This is a genomic window from Brevundimonas halotolerans (assembly GCF_003730275.1).
GTDB classification, from domain to species: domain Bacteria; phylum Pseudomonadota; class Alphaproteobacteria; order Caulobacterales; family Caulobacteraceae; genus Brevundimonas; species Brevundimonas halotolerans.
In genome coordinates this window covers 26,251-43,990 of record NZ_QTTA01000022.1, presented here as the reverse complement: position 1 = coordinate 43,990, position 17,740 = coordinate 26,251, and the positions used below count along the sequence as shown (strand labels likewise).

The 17,740-nt window shown below is 68.5% G+C and carries 20 protein-coding genes and 1 tRNA gene; 9 read left to right on the top strand and 12 right to left on the bottom strand.

The features are described from left to right. Positions 1-126: 126 nt before the first annotated feature. Positions 127-2,718: an ATP-dependent chaperone ClpB gene (gene clpB / locus EG854_RS11435; protein WP_123288262.1), complete on the top strand. Its 2,592-nt coding sequence runs from the start codon at positions 127-129 to the stop codon at positions 2,716-2,718. Positions 2,719-2,782: 64 nt separating this feature from the next. Here clpB and EG854_RS13175 read toward each other — a convergent pair whose 3' ends face one another. After that, positions 2,783-3,364 (bottom strand): hypothetical protein, encoded by a 582-nt coding sequence (locus EG854_RS13175; RefSeq protein WP_164462019.1) that lies wholly within the window; start codon positions 3,362-3,364, stop codon positions 2,783-2,785. A gap of 256 nt (positions 3,365-3,620) precedes the next feature. On the opposite strand from EG854_RS13175, the gene EG854_RS11430 reads away from it, so the two are divergent. Further along, a complete protein-coding gene (locus EG854_RS11430; RefSeq protein ID WP_123288261.1) occupies positions 3,621-3,962 on the top strand; it encodes a GIY-YIG nuclease family protein in 342 nt (113 codons plus the stop codon). Here the strand turns inward: EG854_RS11430 and EG854_RS11425 are convergent. Both EG854_RS11425 and EG854_RS11420 read right to left on the bottom strand, forming a co-directional pair. Beyond that, positions 3,959-4,486 carry a GrpB family protein gene (locus EG854_RS11425; protein WP_123288260.1) on the bottom strand — a complete coding sequence of 176 codons (528 nt, stop codon included), beginning with the start codon at positions 4,484-4,486 and terminating at the stop codon, positions 3,959-3,961. The two genes, EG854_RS11430 and EG854_RS11425, sit on opposite strands and share 4 nt — an antisense overlap. Before the next feature lie 237 nt (positions 4,487-4,723). Further along, positions 4,724-5,080 carry an endonuclease domain-containing protein gene (locus EG854_RS11420; protein ID WP_123288259.1) on the bottom strand — a complete coding sequence of 119 codons (357 nt, stop codon included), beginning with the start codon at positions 5,078-5,080 and terminating at the stop codon, positions 4,724-4,726. A gap of 217 nt (positions 5,081-5,297) precedes the next feature. On the opposite strand from EG854_RS11420, the gene EG854_RS11415 reads away from it, so the two are divergent. Further along, on the top strand, positions 5,298-5,747 hold the full coding sequence (locus EG854_RS11415; RefSeq protein ID WP_123288258.1) for a YaiI/YqxD family protein: 450 nt from the start codon (positions 5,298-5,300) through the stop codon (positions 5,745-5,747). Between the two features lie 65 nt (positions 5,748-5,812). Here EG854_RS11415 and EG854_RS11410 read toward each other — a convergent pair whose 3' ends face one another. Genes EG854_RS11410 through EG854_RS11395 form a run of 4 tightly spaced genes read right to left on the bottom strand, consistent with a single transcriptional unit; the run spans position 5,813 to position 8,798 of the window. Beyond that, positions 5,813-6,517 carry a lysophospholipid acyltransferase family protein gene (locus EG854_RS11410; RefSeq protein WP_123288257.1) on the bottom strand — a complete coding sequence of 235 codons (705 nt, stop codon included), beginning with the start codon at positions 6,515-6,517 and terminating at the stop codon, positions 5,813-5,815. Next, complete coding sequence (locus tag EG854_RS11405; protein WP_123288256.1) at positions 6,514-7,158, bottom strand: YdcF family protein; 645 nt, start codon at positions 7,156-7,158, stop codon at positions 6,514-6,516. The genes EG854_RS11410 and EG854_RS11405 overlap by 4 nt, the downstream gene beginning before the upstream one ends. 9 nt (positions 7,159-7,167) lie before the next feature. Further along, positions 7,168-8,058 (bottom strand): cell division FtsX domain-containing protein, encoded by an 891-nt coding sequence (locus EG854_RS11400; RefSeq protein ID WP_164462018.1) that lies wholly within the window; start codon positions 8,056-8,058, stop codon positions 7,168-7,170. Continuing rightward, positions 8,055-8,798 carry a cell division ATP-binding protein FtsE gene (locus EG854_RS11395; protein ID WP_123288254.1) on the bottom strand — a complete coding sequence of 248 codons (744 nt, stop codon included), beginning with the start codon at positions 8,796-8,798 and terminating at the stop codon, positions 8,055-8,057. Before EG854_RS11395 ends, EG854_RS11400 begins: the two co-directional genes overlap by 4 nt. A 93-nt stretch (positions 8,799-8,891) precedes the next feature. On the opposite strand from EG854_RS11395, the gene EG854_RS11390 reads away from it, so the two are divergent. Together EG854_RS11390 and EG854_RS11385 are read left to right on the top strand one after the other, a co-directional pair. Beyond that, entirely contained in the window at positions 8,892-9,839 is a 948-nt protein-coding gene (locus tag EG854_RS11390; protein ID WP_206423406.1) for an MJ0042-type zinc finger domain-containing protein, read from the top strand. A 16-nt stretch (positions 9,840-9,855) separates the two neighbouring features. Next, positions 9,856-10,398 carry a phosphoribosyltransferase gene (locus EG854_RS11385; RefSeq protein ID WP_123288253.1) on the top strand — a complete coding sequence of 181 codons (543 nt, stop codon included), beginning with the start codon at positions 9,856-9,858 and terminating at the stop codon, positions 10,396-10,398. Positions 10,399-10,402: 4 nt separating this feature from the next. Here EG854_RS11385 and lysA read toward each other — a convergent pair whose 3' ends face one another. Genes lysA through argH form a run of 3 tightly spaced genes read right to left on the bottom strand, consistent with a single transcriptional unit; the run spans position 10,403 to position 13,385 of the window. Beyond that, complete coding sequence (lysA, locus tag EG854_RS11380) at positions 10,403-11,683, bottom strand: diaminopimelate decarboxylase (RefSeq protein ID WP_123288252.1); 1,281 nt, start codon at positions 11,681-11,683, stop codon at positions 10,403-10,405. A gap of 32 nt (positions 11,684-11,715) precedes the next feature. Continuing rightward, on the bottom strand, positions 11,716-11,958 hold the full coding sequence (locus EG854_RS11375; protein ID WP_123288251.1) for a hypothetical protein: 243 nt from the start codon (positions 11,956-11,958) through the stop codon (positions 11,716-11,718). After that, a complete protein-coding gene (argH, locus tag EG854_RS11370; protein WP_123288250.1) occupies positions 11,955-13,385 on the bottom strand; it encodes an argininosuccinate lyase in 1,431 nt (476 codons plus the stop codon). Before argH ends, EG854_RS11375 begins: the two co-directional genes overlap by 4 nt. A 28-nt stretch (positions 13,386-13,413) precedes the next feature. Here argH and EG854_RS11365 point away from each other — a divergent pair, with 28 nt between their 5' ends. Beyond that, positions 13,414-14,031, top strand: coding sequence for a TlpA family protein disulfide reductase (locus EG854_RS11365; RefSeq protein WP_241153245.1), 618 nt, complete (start codon positions 13,414-13,416; stop codon positions 14,029-14,031). Positions 14,032-14,034: 3 nt separating this feature from the next. Here the strand turns inward: EG854_RS11365 and EG854_RS11360 are convergent, their stop codons facing one another. Further along, positions 14,035-14,334, bottom strand: coding sequence for a hypothetical protein (locus EG854_RS11360; protein ID WP_123288248.1), 300 nt, complete (start codon positions 14,332-14,334; stop codon positions 14,035-14,037). 111 nt (positions 14,335-14,445) lie between these two features. On the opposite strand from EG854_RS11360, the gene EG854_RS11355 reads away from it, so the two are divergent. After that, positions 14,446-14,832, top strand: a complete 387-nt coding sequence (locus EG854_RS11355) for a hypothetical protein (protein ID WP_123288247.1) — start codon at positions 14,446-14,448, stop codon at positions 14,830-14,832. 23 nt (positions 14,833-14,855) lie between these two features. Here EG854_RS11355 and EG854_RS11350 read toward each other — a convergent pair. Continuing rightward, positions 14,856-14,932: transfer RNA gene (locus tag EG854_RS11350), tRNA-Met, on the bottom strand. A gap of 159 nt (positions 14,933-15,091) precedes the next feature. On the opposite strand from EG854_RS11350, the gene EG854_RS11345 reads away from it, so the two are divergent. After that, on the top strand, positions 15,092-16,357 hold the full coding sequence (locus EG854_RS11345; RefSeq protein ID WP_206423405.1) for a PQQ-dependent sugar dehydrogenase: 1,266 nt from the start codon (positions 15,092-15,094) through the stop codon (positions 16,355-16,357). Between the two features lie 174 nt (positions 16,358-16,531). Beyond that, positions 16,532-17,737: an acetyl-CoA C-acetyltransferase gene (locus EG854_RS11340; protein ID WP_123288245.1), complete on the top strand. Its 1,206-nt coding sequence runs from the start codon at positions 16,532-16,534 to the stop codon at positions 17,735-17,737. Positions 17,738-17,740 lie beyond the last annotated feature (3 nt).

Sequence of the window (17,740 nt, the reverse complement as noted above, 5' to 3'; positions counted from 1 at the left end):
CGCAGACCGGCGTCCCCCTCCCTTGCGTTGCGGATCGGCCACACCCATGTCCGGTCCAGCCGGCTGGCGTGTCGCTTGCATCAAGGGCAGCGGGCCGGATCTGCCTGATCCAGGGGATGACCACAGATGAACCTCGACCTCTACTCCGACCGCGCCAAGTCCGCCGTCCAGGCCGCCCAGTCGCTGGCGCTGGCCCGCCGCCATCAGCAGTTTGCTCCCGAGCACCTGCTCAAGGTGCTGCTGGAGGAACGAGACGGCCTCGCCCGCAATCTGATCACGGCCGCCGGCGGCGACGCGGCGAAAGCTGAACGCGCCGTCGAAACGGCCCTGTCGAAGCGCGCCCAGGTGTCCGGCGGCTCGGGCCAGCTTTACCTCGACGGCGACACCGCCCGCGTCTTCGCCACCGCCGAGGCCTCCGCCAAAAAGGCCGGCGACCAGTTCGTCACGACCGAGCGCCTTCTGTCGGCCATCGCGAAAGACGGCGGCGTCGCAGCCACCGTGCTGGCCTCCGTCGGCGCCACGCCCGATGCGCTCGAGGCCGCCATCACCGAGCTGCGCAAGGGCCAGACCGCCGATAGCGCAGGCGCCGAAGACGCCTATGATGCCCTGAAACGCTATGCCCGCGACCTGACCCAGGCCGCCCGCGACGGCAAGGTCGACCCGGTCATCGGCCGCGATGAAGAGATCCGCCGCACCATCCAGGTGCTGGCCCGCCGCACCAAGAACAACCCCGTCCTGATCGGCGAGCCCGGCGTCGGCAAGACCGCCATCGTCGAGGGTCTGGCGCTGCGCATTGTCAACGGCGACGTGCCGGAATCGCTCAAGGACAAGAAGGTCCTGTCGCTCGACATGGGTGCCCTGATTGCCGGCGCCAAATACCGCGGCGAGTTCGAGGAACGGCTCAAGGCCGTGCTGGGCGAGGTCACCGCCGCCGAGGGCCAGATCGTCCTCTTCATCGACGAAATGCACACCCTGGTCGGCGCTGGAAAGGGAGACGGCGCCATGGACGCCTCCAACCTGCTCAAGCCCGCCCTGGCCCGGGGCGAGCTGCACTGCGTCGGCGCCACGACGCTGGATGAATACAGGAAGCACGTGGAAAAGGACGCCGCCCTCGTCCGCCGCTTCCAGCCCGTCTTCGTCGAGGAGCCCTCGGTCGAGGACACGGTCTCCATCCTGCGCGGCCTCAAGGAGAAGTATGAGGTCCACCACGGCGTGCGCATTTCCGACAGCGCCATCGTCGCGGCCGCCACCCTGTCCAACCGCTACATCACCGACCGCTTCCTGCCGGACAAGGCCATCGATCTGGTCGACGAGGCCGCGTCGCGCGTCCGCATGGCCGTCGACTCCAAGCCCGAGGCGCTGGACGAAATCGACCGCCGTCTGGTCCAGCTCAAGATCGAGCGCGAGGCGCTGAAAAAGGAGTCCGACGCCGGCTCAAAATCCCGGCTGGAGAAACTGGAGTCTGAAATCGACGGACTCCAGTCCGAGTCCGACGCCCTCACCGCCCGCTGGAAGGCCGAAAAGGACAAGGTCGGTCAGGGCGCCCAGCTGCGCGAAACCCTGGACCGCCTGCGTGCCGAACTGGTCACCGCCCAGCGCAATGGCGACCTCGGCCGCGCCTCCGAAATCGCCTATGGCCAGATCCCCCAGATCGAGCGCCAGCTGGACGAGGCCGAAGCGAACGAGGCTGACAAGGCCGGGCCCCTCACCCCCGAGGTGGTCGACGCCGAACAGATCGCCGCCGTCGTCTCCCGCTGGACCGGCGTGCCCGTCGACAAGATGCTCGAGGGCGAACGCGAAAAACTGCTGACCATGGAAGACGCCCTGGCCCGCCGCGTGGTCGGTCAGGACGAAGCCTTGGCCGCCGTCTCCGATGCCGTCCGCCGGGCCCGCGCGGGTCTCAACGACCCCAACCGCCCGCTCGGCTCCTTCCTGTTCCTCGGCCCCACCGGCGTCGGCAAGACCGAGCTGACCAAGGCGCTCGCCGAATTCCTGTTCGATGACGAGGCCGCCATCACCCGCATCGACATGTCGGAATATATGGAAAAGCACGCCGTCAGCCGCCTGATCGGCGCCCCTCCCGGCTATGTCGGCTATGACGAGGGCGGCGCCCTGACCGAGGCGGTCCGCCGTAGGCCCTATCAGGTCGTCCTGTTCGATGAGGTCGAAAAAGCCCACCCCGACGTCTTCAATGTGCTGCTGCAGGTGCTCGATGACGGCCGCCTGACCGACAGCCAGGGCCGTACCATCGATTTCAAGAACACCCTGATCATCATGACCTCCAACCTCGGCTCCGACGCGCTCGCGCATCAGGGCGAAGGCGACACGGTGGATGCCGTCCGCCCCATGGTGATGGAGGCCGTCCGCGCCCACTTCCGGCCCGAGTTCGTCAACCGCATCGACGAAATCGTCCTGTTCCAGCGCCTCGGTCGCGCCCAGATGGGCGGCATCGTCCGCATCCAGCTGGCCCGCTTCGAAAAACTGCTGGCCGACCGCCGCCTGACCCTGGCGCTCGACGACACGGCCGCCGCCTGGCTCGCCGACAAGGGCTACGACCCGGTGTATGGCGCAAGGCCGCTCAAGCGCGTCATCCAGAAGGAGCTGGTCGACCCGATCGCCCGCAAACTGCTGGCCGGCGAGATCGAGGACGGGAGCGTGATCGCCGTGTCAGCGGGGGCGGATGGCGGGCTGGAAATTGGAAAAGCCCAGGTCCACTAGGACCTGGCCCTCTTGTCATCCCGGACGGGCGCCAGCCCGATCCGGGAGGGAAGGCGCGGGGGCATTAGGGACTTGCGGGTGGATCGTCGTCCAAATGTGGAGGGACCGATTGTCCAGTGAGACGCCGCACCAAGCCAATAGAAAGCTCTCGCGCGCGCTCTATGCGACCGTATTCTTCAAAGAGCTTGTCGTTGTCCCATACCAGTTCGGTGCCTTTCCGACCTTTGCGAAGCTCCATACGTGACTTCGCTGTACGACGTACGCTGACCACGTTCTTTTCCTCGTCGAGAGTAACAGTGTGGCCGCCACCTCGATGCAGCACTGAGGCGTGAGCGATCTTGCCCCGCGTCTCAGAAGCGGCTCTGATCAATGGCCGCAATCGCTCCCAGCGATCACGGGAACCTTGATCTCCGCCAGATACGGCCGCCGTAATCCCCTCAAGCTTGGCCTCAAGACCGCGATATGGAGCGAAGATCGCTTTCGCTCTGTCAGTGGGGCCACCTATCGCCGCTGCAAACACCGTAGGCAAATAGTCCTCCAACCCTTGGTACATGGTGATGCAGTGGCCGATCAGTTCGTAGAACTTCGCCCGCTCCCTTTGAAAATCGCTATCGTCGACTTCGGATTCTTGGGTGGCTGCCGGCATTAGTGTTCCCTCGGTTCTCAGCCATTTCCTCCTTTCGTCATCCTCCGGCAAGCCGCGTCTTCGCGGCGCAGACCGGGGGACCCAGCGGCGCGCGGAAGCGCGACCCTGTCGGGATCACGGCGTTTCACCCACGGCGTGAACAGATCGCCTTCGGCGCCGCTGGGTGGCCCGATCAAGTCGGGCCATGACGAAAGTAGAAGGGCGAGCGCGGATCGGCGCTGGTGACGATCGCAAAAAACGGCGTTAGCTTTGGTGCATGGGAACGCACCGCACGTTTATCGCCACCTACATCATGGCGAGCGGGCGCAACGGGACGATCTACACGGGCTCGACCTCCAACCTCGAAAGCCGGGTGTGGAAGCACAAAACCCGCGCCTTTCCGGGCTTCACCGACGAGAATGATTGCGATCAACTGGTCTGGTTCGAGCGGCACACCTGGGTCACCGATGCCATCAAGCGCGAGCGCCGTCTCAAAAAGTGGATGCGTGACTGGAAGCTGGCTTTGATCGAGGCGCACAACCCCGAATGGCGCGATCTGGCTGCCGACTGGTTCCCCGAGAACGACCTGGACTGGACCCCGCCGCCTGAAGAAGACTAACGCCCCATCCACCCCCGCACCGCCTCCGCCGCCACCCCGTCCGTCCAGGCCTGTTTGCACGCCGCATAGGCCGCGCTGTCGTCGGGGTGGAGGGCGGCGCAGCGGGCCTTTTCCTGCGCATAGGCCCCGGCCGTGGCCGGCTCGGCGCGCAGGCGGTCGCGGAAGGCCAGGTGCCAGGCGATGGCCGGGTCTCCCGACGCATAGACATGCAGGTGCGCGACGCGGGTGCCGGTCGCCGGATCGTCGCGGGTGAAATAGCGCCGCCCCACCAGCCCGTTCTCGCCCCGCCAGCGCCAGCCCAGCCCGGCCAGCGCCCCGCGCACGCCCTCAAGCGCCTCCAGAGCCTCGACCTCGGCCAGCAGATCGATCACCGGCTTGGCCGCCAGCCCCGGAATGGCCGTCGAGCCCATGTGGTGCACCGCCCCGAACACCCCCGGCCCGGCCGCGTCGAGCTCTGCGATCAGCCCCTCCGCCCGCGCGGCCCACGCGGGATCATGGGGAACAAGAACAACCGGTCTGGGCATGGGCCATGATCCCGACGGGCGAGGGAGGGGTCAAGTCGTGACTCCCTCTCCCGGTGGGAGAGGGCTTGAGCGCCCGCGCGCGAAGCGGGCGGCCTTGCGCGAAAGGGTGAGGGTCGAGGGTGGCCGTCGGCGTGAGCCGTGGCACCGGCGCTACGACGGCTCACGCCGAAAGACACCGCCGACCCTCATCCGACCGCTTCGCGGCCACCTTCTCCCAACGGGAGAAGGGTCAGGAGTTTACCGCCCCAGCGTCTTCGCCTGCTCGCGGATCGCCGCGTCGATGCGCTCCGGTTCGGCCAGTGCCTGATCATTGGTGAACCGCACCACGGTCCAGCCCAGCGCCTCAATGGCTTCCTGGCGGATGTGGTCGTTCAGCACCACGTCGTCCCGCCCATGCACCCCGCCGTCGATCTCGATGACCAGCCGCAGGGGGATGCAGGCAAAGTCGACCACATAGGGCCCGACCGGATGCTGGCGCCGGACCTTCCATCCATCAATGGCCCCGCCCCGCAGCCGTGCCCAGATCCGCGCCTCCGCCATGCCACCGCGCTGGCGCAATGCCCGGCCGCGCGGGGTCAGACGCCCGGCAGTCATCTGTGCAACTCCCCGCTCATGCCGCGCCTCTCCCTCAACGCTTCCCCCAATCTTATCAGCACACCTCCCGGCCGTGTTAGGCTGCCGGACCTCGCTCCACCCATCCGGACCGATTCAGACCATTCAGACGATTCAGACGGTACTTTTTCACCGTCTGAATTCCCGCCGCCCGACCCCGATTTCAGACCATTCAGACTATTCAGACGATCTTTTCCCCATGCACACCCTCTTCATCGACGCCGACGCCTGCCCCGTGAAGGACGAGTGTTTCCGCGTGGCCGAGCGAGTCGGGTTCAAGGCCATCGTCGTGTCGAACGGCTGGATCAACACGCGCCGCGCGCCCTTCATCGAACAGGTGGTGGTCGAGGCCGGGCCGGATGTCGCCGATGACTGGATCGCCGAGCGGGCGGGGCCGGGCGATATCGTGGTGACCAGCGACATCCCGCTGGCCGACCGCTGTCTCAAGGCCGGGGCCCAGGCGCTCAGGCCCAATGGCTCGGCCTTCACGCCCGACTCGATCGGCTCGGCCCTGGCCGGGCGGATGGTGGGCGAGCATCTGCGCGGCATGGGGGTGGCGACGTCCGGCCCGCCGCCGTTCGGCCCGCGCGACCGCTCGGCCTTTCTGCAGGCGCTGGACCGCGCCGTGGTCGTGGCGAAGCGGGCATGATCCTCCCCCGTTCACGGGGGAGGGGGACCCCGGAGGGGTGGAGGGGGCGAAAGGCCCAGCCGCCGTTACCCCAGCAGCTTCGTCGAGGCCGCTTCAAGTTCGGCCTCCAGCCGCGCCATGAAGGCGTCGCGCTTCAGCCCGGCGGGGATGGCGGGCAGGAACTCATAGACCACGGTGCCGGGCGTCCGGCGGAAGCCGTGGGCCGGCCAGTGCTGGCCCGCATTGGTGGCCATGGGCACGCAGGGGCTGTCCAGGTCGCGGTACAGGGCGGCGATGCCGGGCTTGTAATCGGGCGAGGCGCCGGGGGCGGTGCGGGTGCCCTCGGGGAAGATCAGGATCTGCCGCCCCTCGGCGAAGCGGGTGCGGGCCTGCCGGACCATGCCCTTGAGGGCGGCGGAATGGGCCGAGCGGTCGATGGCAATCATATTGGTCCGCGCCGCGAACCAGCCGAAGAAGGGCAGCACAATCAGCTCCTTCTTCATGATGTAACAGGGGTCGGGAAGGAAGGTGAAGGGGGCGATCACATCCAGCATGCCCTGATGCTTGCCGGCGATCAGGGCGGGGCCCGAGGGCCGGTGCTCAAGACCCCTGACCTCGACCCGCACGCCACAGATCCAGCGCAGGCCGAACAGCACAAAGGCGCCCCACATGCGGATCACGACCATCGAGGGGTCCCGCCCGAACACCAGCACCGGCGACATGAACAGGGCAAAGATCGCCATCGACAGATACAGCCAGGCGACAAAGATCAGGGACCGCAGCGTGGTCACTCGCGGGCCTTCTTCGCGGCTTCCTCGGCCACGCCCTGGACCGCGTCGGCCGAGCGGTCGCCGCTGATGCGCCGCACGCCCTCGCGCACCATGACGGTCAGATACTTCATATATTCCAGTGTCATACGCCGGGCTGTGACCGCCGCCCGCCACCAGCCCCGGTCGTCCAGCTCGGGCGTCTTGACGGCATAGGGGGTCAGCTCGACGCCGGGCAGGGCGCTGCGGATCTCCACCAGGCTGCGCGGCATGTGATAGTCCGAGGTCACCACGATCAGGCTGTCATAGCCGTTGGCCCGGGCCCAGCGGCCGATCTCGCGGGCATTGCCCATGGTGTTCTCGGCCTCGAACCCCAGGTCGACGCAGCAGGCGAACAGCCGGTTTGAGCCGGGGGTCACGGCCTTCAGCTCGGCCTTCTGCACCTGGCGGTTGACGCCCGAGATCAGCAACCGGTCGCCCTTGCCGTTCTCCAGCAGGCGCACGGCGGCATCGACCCGGGTCGATGACGGGCCGGTCAGGACGACGATTCCGTCCGCCCGGGCGGGATCATCCGCCGGGCTATAACTCCGCACCCGGTCGGCGAAGGCGAACAGCCCGACCAGCCAGACAAGGACGAGAATGGCGAGGAGGGCCAGATACCGCATCGTCCTTAACTAGCCCCCGGCCTGCGCCCTGCCAAGCCAAAGACGGATGGACAGCCGCGCGGCCACCACGGCCACCACCGCCGTCACCAGGGGCAGGGGCGCCAGCCATACCAGATCGGTGAGGATCAGCGGAAAGACCCGGCCCAGCGTGCCCGTCAAGGGCGCCAGCGCCAGCCCCAGCCCGGCCAGCAGGGCCAGCCCCGCCCCGACCGCCCCGGCCAGCGCCGCGTCCCGCCCCAGATGCCACTGGGCGAGGAAGGTCAACGCAGGGTCGTCGGCCCCCGCCAGCCGCAGGGCCTGCAGCACGCCCGACCGGCTCTCAACCGCCTGCCGCGCGCTCAGCACGATGGCGGTGGCGGTCAGCAGGCCGGCGACCAGCACGGCCAGCAGCGTCAGATCGCGCACCCCGCGCGCGGCGGCGGTGAAGTCCTCGCGCCACAGGCTGTGGTCGTCGACCGTCCCGTCGACGCCGGCCTCGGCGAGGGCCCGGTTCAGGCTGATGGCGCTGGCGGGCTCGGCCGGGTCCAGCCTCAGCCGCACCAGCTGGGGCAGGGGCAGGGTCGCCAGATCCGCCTCGCCCAGCCAGGGCCGCAACAGGGCCTCGGCCTCCGCACGCTCCAGCGCCACGGCTTCTTGCACGCCGCGCACTCCGGCCAGGGCCTCGGCGGCACGCGCGGCAGCGGTTGCCCCGCTCTCGTCGGCCCGGGGGCGAATCAGGGCGGTGGCCTCGCGGCTCACCGCGCTGGCCCAGTCGCCCGCCGCGCGGCTGGCACCCACATGGGCCAGCAGGGCCAGCGCCGTCAGCAGGCTCAGCACGGTCAGCACGACCAGACCCAGCCGCCGGGTCGCGCCGCCGTTCGGCCAAAGCTCCGGCCCGATCAACAGGGCAGGGCGCCTCATCGCGTCCGCTCCGGCTCGACCAGGCGACCGGCCTCGAGGTGCAGCCGCCGGTCGCCCTTGCGGACCTCCGCGCCCGGCCCGTCGCCGTCGCGGGTCATGATTACGGTCGCGCCCTGCCGGTTCAGGGTCCGCAGCAGGCCCAGCATGCGTTTGGCCGAGGCCGCGTCCAGCCCGGCCAGCGGTTCATCCGCCAGGATCAGCTCGGGGCCCGTCATCATCGCTCGCGCCAGCGCCACCAGTCGCCGCTCGGCGCGCGACAGCGTGCCCGCAGGGCGGTCGGCCATGTCGGACAGGCCAACGAAGTCCAGCATAGCCGCCAGATCCGCCGCGCGCCCCCGGGGGTCTTCGGCGGTCACGCGCAGGGTCACGGCCAGGCTGTCGGCGACGCTCATGTGCGCCAGCAGCGGGTCGTCCTGGGCGATCAGGCCGATCCGGCGTCTCAGCGCCCGGGCCTCACGCCCGCGCAGCTGCGCCCGATCCTGCCCGAACAGGACGACCTGGCCGTCGTCCGGCCGGACCAGCCCGGCCATCATCCCGATCAGCAGACTCTTGCCCGCTCCTGACCGCCCAGTAAGGAAGTTGAAAGAGCCCGTCGTCACAGTGAGATCGATACCCCGCAACAGGTCGGGGTGTCCGGCGTGGCCGAACGTCACGCCTCTCAGGCGCACCGGCCAGCCGGCTTCGCCTCGGGGGCCATCGGTCGGGCTGGACATGTCAGAGGCGGCGATCGTGCGGGTCACATCGAATACAGGTCAGGGAAGCCGGGATAGGGGTCAACGGGGCGCGGGGTCGCTCCGGGGGGCGCAACGCGGCATGCCTTGCGGTCATCGCCCATGATACTGACCTGCCCTGCCTGCGCCACCAGCTATTTCGTGCCGGATACCGCTCTGGGGGATCGGGGACGCACCGTGCGCTGCCAGTCCTGTGCCCACAGCTGGCACGCCATGCCAGACGAACCGCTCGAGCTCGAGGCCGAGGCCGTTCCGGTGGCGACCGCCCCGGCACCGGTTGAGACCCCGGCCCCGGCGCGGGAGAGCCTGGCGGAAACCCCGGCCCCCGAACTGCCCAAGGCCTACCGGGCGCGCGCCGAAACCGCCCGTCGCACGCGCCGCGCCGCTGTGCATGGCGCGGTCTGGGCCGGCGTGGCCAGCATCTTCCTCGGCCTCCTCGCCGGGGCGTGGCTGTTCCGGGTCGAGGTGGTTGATATCCTTCCGCGCACCGCGGTTGCCTATGCCGCCGTCGGCATGCCGGTGAACGTCACCGGGCTGGAGTTCGAGGCCGTCGGCGCTCGCGCCCTGCCCGAAACCCCGGACAAGGTCATGGTGTCGGGGGCGCTGCGCAATGTCCGTGACCGCGAGATCGTCGCGCCTGCCATACGGGTCGCCCTGCTGGACGACCACGGTGCCGAGATCGCCCATGCGGTGGTCCGCACGGATGGCGCGCCCGTCCTGCCGGGCCAGGTGTCCGGCTTTGCCGTCGTTCTCGCGGATCCGGGCGGAAAGGCCACCGGCGTCGGCGTCGACTTTGTGCTGGACGCCCCGCCCGCCCCGGTTCCGGTCCAGCGACCCCCCGCTCGCGAGGAAACGCCCGCAGACCTTGCGGCGCCCGCAGGTCATGAAGCGGAGGCGTCCGCCCACCCCGTCTCGACCGCTCACGAGACGGCCCCCGGAGCGGCGTCCGAGGCGGCCCCGTCGCTACGGCCCGCGCGGGCCTTGACCTCGGACATGCCGGCAGAACTGACGCCCGTCGCGGCCGTACCGCTCGACAGCGCCACCCATTAGGCGTTATCGGCCCCGCATGGCCGATCCCTCCTCCGACCGTCCCGCCCCGTCTGTCCTGCTCGATCAGGCCGGCGTGGCCGCTGTGGTCGAGGATCTGGCGCAGCGCATCGCCCCCCATGTAGATGACGAGACCGTGGCCGTGGTGTTGTTGACCGGGGGGCTGTGGTTCGCCGCCGATCTGACCCGGGCGCTGGCCCGCCAGGATCGCCATCTACGCTTCGATGCCCTGTGGCTGGCCTCGTACGGTGACGGCAAGGAGAGCAAGGGCCGGATCGAGGTGCGCGCGCCGCTGCAGCGTTCGGTCGAGGGCCGCAAGGTGCTGATCCTCGATGATGTGTTCGACACCGGCCTGTCGCTGGCGGAATCGGTCCGGCTGGTCCGCGAGGCCGGCGCCGCCGAGGTGCTGACCGCTGTCTTTGCGCGTAAACCCTGGCCCCTGCCGCGCGCGCCGGAACCGGACTTCGTCGGCTGGGAGGCCCCCAACCGCTTTCTGGTCGGCTATGGCCTCGACCACGGCGGCGCCTGGCGTGGCCTGCCCGACATCTGCACCCTGGACTGAGGCGTCAGTCCGCCAGCCAGGGCGCGACGGTCTCGCGCTCGAGCATGGCCGCATAGTCCGGGCGGGGGCGAACCACGGCGAAGCGGTCACCGTCCACCAGCACTTCGGGCACCAGCGGGCGGCTGTTGTATTCACTGGCCATGGCGGCCCCATAGGCCCCGGCGCCCTTGAAGGCGACAAGGTCTCCAGCCCTGAGCTCGGGCAGGAGCCGGTCGCGGGCAAAGGTGTCCCCGGTTTCGCAGACCGGTCCGACGACGTCATACAGGCCCTCGGCCCGGCCCTCATCCGTCACCGGCAAAAGCGGGTGGAAGGCGTCGTACAGCGCCGGCCGCATCAGGTCGTTCATGGCGGCATCCAGCACCAGAAAGCGCCGCCCGTCCGGCCGCACATTCACATGAATGACCCGGGCCAGCAGCACCCCGGCATTGGCGACCAGCAGACGCCCGGGCTCGAAGACGGTGTCCACGTCCAGCCCCGCCATCGCCTTGCCGACCATGGCCGCATAGGTCGCGGGGTCGGGCGGTGTCAGCCCCGGCTCATAGGGCACGCCTAGGCCTCCGCCGAGGTCCAGAACCCGGACGGAATGGACGTCCGCGCGTAGCCGACGGGTCATGTCCGCCAGCACGCCGAAGGCATCTCGCAGGGGGGCAAGGTCCAGAATCTGGCTCCCGATATGACAGGCCAGGCCCACGGGCCGCACCCGTCCGTTCGCGGCCGCGCGGGCATAGAGGGACAGCGCCTCCTCGACCGGCACGCCGAACTTGTCGCCCCCGCCGCCTGTCGTGATCTTGGCATGCCCGCCTGCGCCGACGCCCGGGTTCACCCGGATGGCGATGTCAGGCCGAATGCCGACGGCCTCAGCAATCCGCTCCAGCCGCTCCAGCTCCGGGCCGGACTCGACATTGATCTGACGCACGCCGGTCTCAAGGGCAAAGGCCAGCTCCGCGTCGGTCTTGCCCACGCCCGAGAAGATGATGCGATCGGCCGGAATGCCCGCTGCCAGCGCGCGTCGGATTTCGCCCTCCGAGACGGTATCGGCCCCCGCGCCCAGCCGCCCCAGCGTCGCCAGCACCGACAGATTGCTGTTGGCCTTGACCGCAAAGGCGATCAGCGACCGGCCAAGGGCGGGTCCCTGCGCCTGCAAGGCCTCGCGGAACACCTGATAGTGCCGGCTCAGCGTCGCGGTCGAATAGACATAGGCCGGCGTGCCGACCTCATCTGCAAGGGCGACCAGCGGCACGCCTTCCGCATGGAGAGCGCCGTCGATGTAGCGAAAATGGTCCACGTCGTCTCGGGGAGGAGGGCGACCTCAGATGGTCAGGAAAGCGGGCTGCCGCCGCCCGAATAGGGATTGCTCGGTCCGCCGTCGATTGGCTGCTGGGTTGAGGGCCGGTTGACCGTCGCCGGTTCGTCCAGATTGGGGGCGCCGGCATCGCGCATGCCGCGCTCGGTGCGACGCTCGGGCGGGGCTTCCAGATCGGCCATCCGGCCACAGGCGGCGGTCCCGGCCAGCATCAGGCTGGCCAGCCCCAGAATGGCAATGCGGTTCGAAACGGTCATGACAGTCGCGTCTTCCATTCGGCGATGCGCGCGCGGACCTGCTCCGGCGCCGTGCCACCATAGCTGCGGCGACTGTCACAGGAAGCCTCAGGCGACAGCACCTTGTAAACCTCGGAGGTGATTCCGGGCTCGATTGCGGTCAGTTCATCCAGCGGCAGTTGCGCCAGGTCCACGCCCAGGGCCTCGGCCCGCTTGACCGCCGCGCCGGTGATGTGGTGCGCCTGACGGAAGGGCAGGTCCAGTTCGCGCACCACCCAGTCGGCCAGATCGGTCGCGGTGGAAAAGCCTGAACCGGCCGCGGCCCGCATGCGTCCGGTGTCCGGCTTCAGGGCCGCGACCATGGCGGTCATGGCCACCAACGCCAGATCCAGCGCGTCGAACGCCTCGAACACCGGCGGCTTGTCCTCCTGCATGTCCTTGGAATAGGCCAGTGGCAGGCCCTTCATGACGGTCGACAGCGCGACCAGCGAGCCCATGATCCGGCCCGTCTTGGCGCGCACCAGTTCGGCGGCGTCCGGGTTGCGCTTCTGCGGCATGATCGACGAGCCGGTCGTCAGATGGTCCGGCAGGGTGACAAAGCCGAACTGCGGCGTCATCCAGATGACGATCTCTTCGGCCAGACGCGACAGGTGTCCGGCACAGATGCTGGCGGCGGCCAGGCTCTCCAGCGCAAAGTCCCGGTCGGACACGGCGTCCAGCGAGTTCGCCATGGGCCGGTCGAAGCCGAGCGCTCTTGCGGTCATCTGCCGGTCGATGGGGAAGGGCGACCCCGCCAGCGCCGCGGCGCCCAGCGGGCTCTCATTCATGCGTGCCCGGGCATCGGCAAAGCGCGAGGCGTCCCGTCCGAACATCTCGACATAGGCCATCAGATGGTGGCCAAAGGTCACCGGCTGGGCCGGCTGCAGATGGGTAAAGCCCGGCATCAAGTCGTCGGCATGGGGCTCGGCCTTGTCCAGCAGGGCAGACTGCAGCGCCTCCAGCTGGCCCACGGTGTGGTCACAGGCTTCCCGCACCCACAGTCGGAAGTCGGTCGCCACCTGGTCGTTGCGGCTGCGCGCGGTGTGCAGTCGGCCCGAGGCCTCGCCGATCAGCTCGGCCAGGCGCGCCTCGACGTTCATGTGGATGTCTTCGTACTGGTCCCGGAAGGGGAAACTGCCGTTCGTGATCTCGGACTCGATGGTGTCCAGTCCGCCCAGAATCGCCTCTGCCGCCTCGGCCGAGATGATCTTGCGCTCGGCCAGCATGCGACAATGGGCGCGCGACCCGGCCAGATCCTGCGGCCACAGGCGCTGATCGACGCCAATTGACACATTGATGGCCTGCATCACCGCATCAGGCTTGGCGGAAAAGCGTCCACCCCATAGGGTCTTTTCCGAAGTCGCTCCGGATGCGGGGGAAACGACGTCAGGAGATGTAGGCCGGGACATGGCGTTAGGCTCGGATATCAAGGGTTCTGTGAAGACGGCTCTGGCCATCGGCGCGGCGGTTCTGGTCGCCCTGATCGCCGGTGGCGTGTTGCTATATCCGCATATTGTCCCGGGGTCCAAAGGCGCGACCGCTGCCGACGCGGCCGGTCCCGCGCAAAGCGAACTGTCGGTCTATGCCAAGGGCCCCCTGACGCGCCTGTCTGCGCCGGCCGACCTCGTGCCCGCTCCGGACTACGGTTTTGTCGACCGCGAGGGCGAGGCCGCCAGCTTTGCCGACTTCCGGGGCAAGGTGGTGGTGGTCAATCTGTGGGCCATGTGGTGCGCCCCGTGCCGGACGGAGATGCCGACGCTCGCCACCCTGGCCTCGGCCTATCAGGGCACGGACCTGCTGGTCCTGCCGATCAACGTCGACTCGGGCGATGACGCCATCGCCGATGCCAAGAGCTTCCTCGATGTGCACGAGCCGCTGCCCTTCTATTCGGACAAGAGCTTCCGACTGCCGTTCCTCTTCCCGGAATCGGGCAAGATGCCCCAGACGATCCTGTTGGACCGTCAGGGGCGTATCCGTGCGACCTTTGCGGGCGAGGCCGACTGGGCCAGTGCCGAAGCCCGGGCCCTGGTCGACGCCCTTCTGGCAGAGTCCTGAGGCCTATTCGACGCGTTCGCCGGTGGCAGGATTGACCGCGCCTTCGCGACCCTCAGCAGCGGCTTCAGCCTGATTTTCCTCAAGCTCGTTGGCGAGGTTGCCGGCGCCTTCCTCGATCGCATTGGCCGCGCTCATGGCGCCGGACTCGATCACCTCACCGGCTTCGGCCGCGGCGTCACCGATGGCGTCACCGGCCTGTTCGGCGTTGGCTTCGGTCTCTTGCTGCTCGGCCTCGGTACAGGCGGCCATGCCGAGGGCGAAGGCCGAAGCGGCGGCGACGATCGTCAGAGTGCGTTTGATCATGAGGGAGTCCCTTCCGGATGGATGATGCGTCCAGAACGTCGGGCCAATGGCAGAGGTTGCAAATATCAATGTTCGGGTGTTCTCATTCCCGCTCGGGAACGGGAGGTTGACATGCAGACGCGTTATTTCGTGGCGGGGTTTGCTGGGCTGGCTGCGCTGGTCATGGCCGGATCGGCCTCGGCCCAGAGCACGGGGGGCGCCGGAAGCGGTGCGCGCCCGCAGATATGGGGACCGTCGACCGGACGGGTCGGTGCGCCCACAGGCCGACTGACCCAGGGCCAGTACCTTTTCCTGTACGAAAGCGAGAGCGCGCGCATGGATGCGGCCCTCAGCGAGCAGTCACTGGTGGAGCGGCACGGCGCCGAAAGGGTCGATCTGGCCTATCGGGTCGGCGCCCTGGTCGATCTGGGCCGCTGCCGGGAAGCTCGCGCCATGGCGCTGGAGGAAGGCGACCGTCAGATGGCCATGCGCGTCCGCCAGACCTGTCGCGGTCTCTGAACCGCCCTGCCTTCAGAAGATGATGGTGGCTGGAGGCGGACTTGAACCGCCGACCTGTGGGTTATGAATCCACCGCTCTAACCAGCTGAGCTACCCAGCCCGGAATCACCGGATCGCGGGGCCAATAGGATCGGCCTTCGCGAGACGCGTCGCTATATAGGCCTGACGGTCCGGGTTCAAGCGTCTCCTTTTCGGAACAGCGCCTGCCCGCGAACGTATTATGGTGAAGCCTCGTTTCCGCTCTGACCCAGGATTTGACATGCCCTCTTCCGCAGCCCCCCTCCGTCGCAAGGCCTCGCACGCCGGTCGTTTGATGGCAGCCGCCTCGCTCGCTGTTCTGATGGCCGCCTGCAATGTCACCGGCACGGTCGGCGCCAGCCCTGCCGAGCCGGGCGACCCTGTCGAGACCCGGCCCGCAAATGCCCCGGACCAGCAGCCGGCCTTCGAGAACCAGACCCGGGCGCCCGGCGTCGTGACCGAAGGCCAGCTCAGTCACACGGTGGTGGCGGATGGTCTGGTCGAACCCTGGGGCATGGCGCTCATGCCTGATGGCAACTGGCTGGTCACCGAACGCCCGGGCCGCCTGCGGATCATTACGGCCGACGGTCAAGTGGGTGAGCCAATCGCGGGCCTGCCCGACGTCGATGCGCGGGGGCAGGGCGGTCTGCTGGATATCGTGACGGGCCCCGACTTTGCCAGTGATCGCATGATCTACTGGAGCTATGCCGAGCCGCGCGACGGCGGCAATGGCACAGCGGTGGCGCGCGGCGCAATGTCGGCGGACGGTACCCGCGTCGAGAATGTGCAGGTGATCTTCCGGGCCCTGCCCAGCTATGACGGCGACAAACACTATGGCTCCTCGCTGGCGTTTGCGCCGGACGGCAAGCTGTTCATCACTGTGGGCGAGCGGTCCGACGCTGCCGTGCGGGATCAGGCCCAGGACCTGGGCTCGCACTACGGCAAGACCATCCGCATCAATGCCGACGGCACCGTCCCCGAGGACAACCCCTTCGTCGGCCAGGCCGGAGCTCAGCCCGAGATCTGGACCTATGGCCACCGCAATCCGCAGGGCATCACGATTGCCGAAGACGGCGCGGTCTGGTCGGTCGAGCACGGCCCGCGCGGCGGCGATGAAATCAATCGGGCGAGTGCCGGCCTCAACTATGGTTGGCCCGAAGTGACCTACGGGGTCGAATATCGCGGTGGTGCGGTCGGCGAGGGCGTCACCGCCCGCGAGGATATCGAACAGCCCGTCTATTACTGGGATCCGGTGATCGCGCCCGGCGGCATGACCCTCTACGACGGGGCCATGTTCCCTGGCTGGCAGGGCAATCTTCTGGTCGCGGCCCTAGGGCAAAAGCACATCGCCCGGCTGGTGATCGACGACGGCCGCGTGGTCGGCGAGGAGCGGCTGCTGACCGATCTGGGCGACCGCATCCGCGATGTGGCGGTCGGGCCCGACGGCGCAGTCTGGGCCATCACCGATGAGTCGAACGGCAAGCTGGTCCGGCTTTACCGCCCCTGAAGGCACAGACGTTTCGACGGTCGTCCCCTTCGCGGAGGACGGCCGTCGCCGCATTGTTACTTGACGTTGACGTAAACGTAGGGTTTCTGACGCCCACGTTTCGATTCCGAACTCGCCCTCACGTAGCGACGCCCCGCGGGCGGAGCGATAGGGCCAGCAAAAGAGAGACAGCCCATGACCGAGGCCTATATCTACGACGCCGTCCGCACGCCGCGCGGCAAGGGCAAGAAGGACGGCAGCCTTCACGAAATCACCGCCCTGTCGCTGGCCACCCAGGTGCTGGAAGCCCTGCGTGACCGGAACGGGCTGGATACGTCGAAGGTCGATGACGTCATCCTCGGCTGCGTCTCGCCCGTGGGCGAGCAGGGCGCCGACATCGCCCGCACGGCCGTGATGAACGCCGGCTGGGCCGAGACCACGGCGGGCGTCCAGGTCAACCGCTTCTGCGCCTCGGGCCTTGAGGCCGTGAACATGGCGGCGGCCAAGGTCAAGTCCGGCGAGGCCGACATGGCCGTCGGCGGCGGCATCGAGGCCATGAGCCGCGTGCCCATGGGCTCGGACGGCGGGGCCTGGCCGGTCGATCCGACCTCGGCCTTCAAGACCTATTTCGTGCCGCAAGGCGTTTCGGCCGACATGATCGCCTCCAAATGGGGCTTCTCGCGCGCCGACGTCGACGCCTATTCGGTCGAGAGCCACAAGCGCGCCGCCCGGTCGTGGGCCGAGGGCCGGTTCAAGGGCTCGGTCGTGCCGGTCAAGGATCAGCTTGGCCTGACCATCCTCAACCACGACGAGACCATCCGTCCCAACACCGACATGCAGACGCTGGGCGGGCTCAACCCCTCGTTCCAGATGATGGGCGACATGGCCTTCGACGCCGTGATCCAGCAGCGCTACCCCGAGGTGGCGCGCGTCAATCACGTCCACACCCCGGGCAACAGCTCGGGCATCGTTGACGGCTCGGCCGGGGTGCTGATCGGCACGCTGGAAGCCGGCAAGGCGCTGGGCCTCAAGCCCCGCGCCCGCATTGTCGGCGCCGCCTCGATCGGCTCGGAGCCCTCGATCATGCTGACCGGGCCCGAGTTCGTGACCAACAAGCTGCTCGGCAAGCTGGGCATGAAGTCGACCGACATCGACCTCTATGAGCTGAACGAGGCCTTTGCGGCCGTGGTGCTGCGCTACATGCAGGCGCTCGATATCGATCACGACAAGATCAACGTCTGCGGCGGTGCCATCGCCATGGGCCACCCGCTGGGCGCCACCGGGGCCATGATCCTCGGCACCGTGCTGGACGAGCTGGAACGCTCGGACAAGACCACGGCGCTGGCCACCCTGTGCATCGGCGGCGGCATGGGCACCGCCACCGTCATCGAACGCGTTTGATCC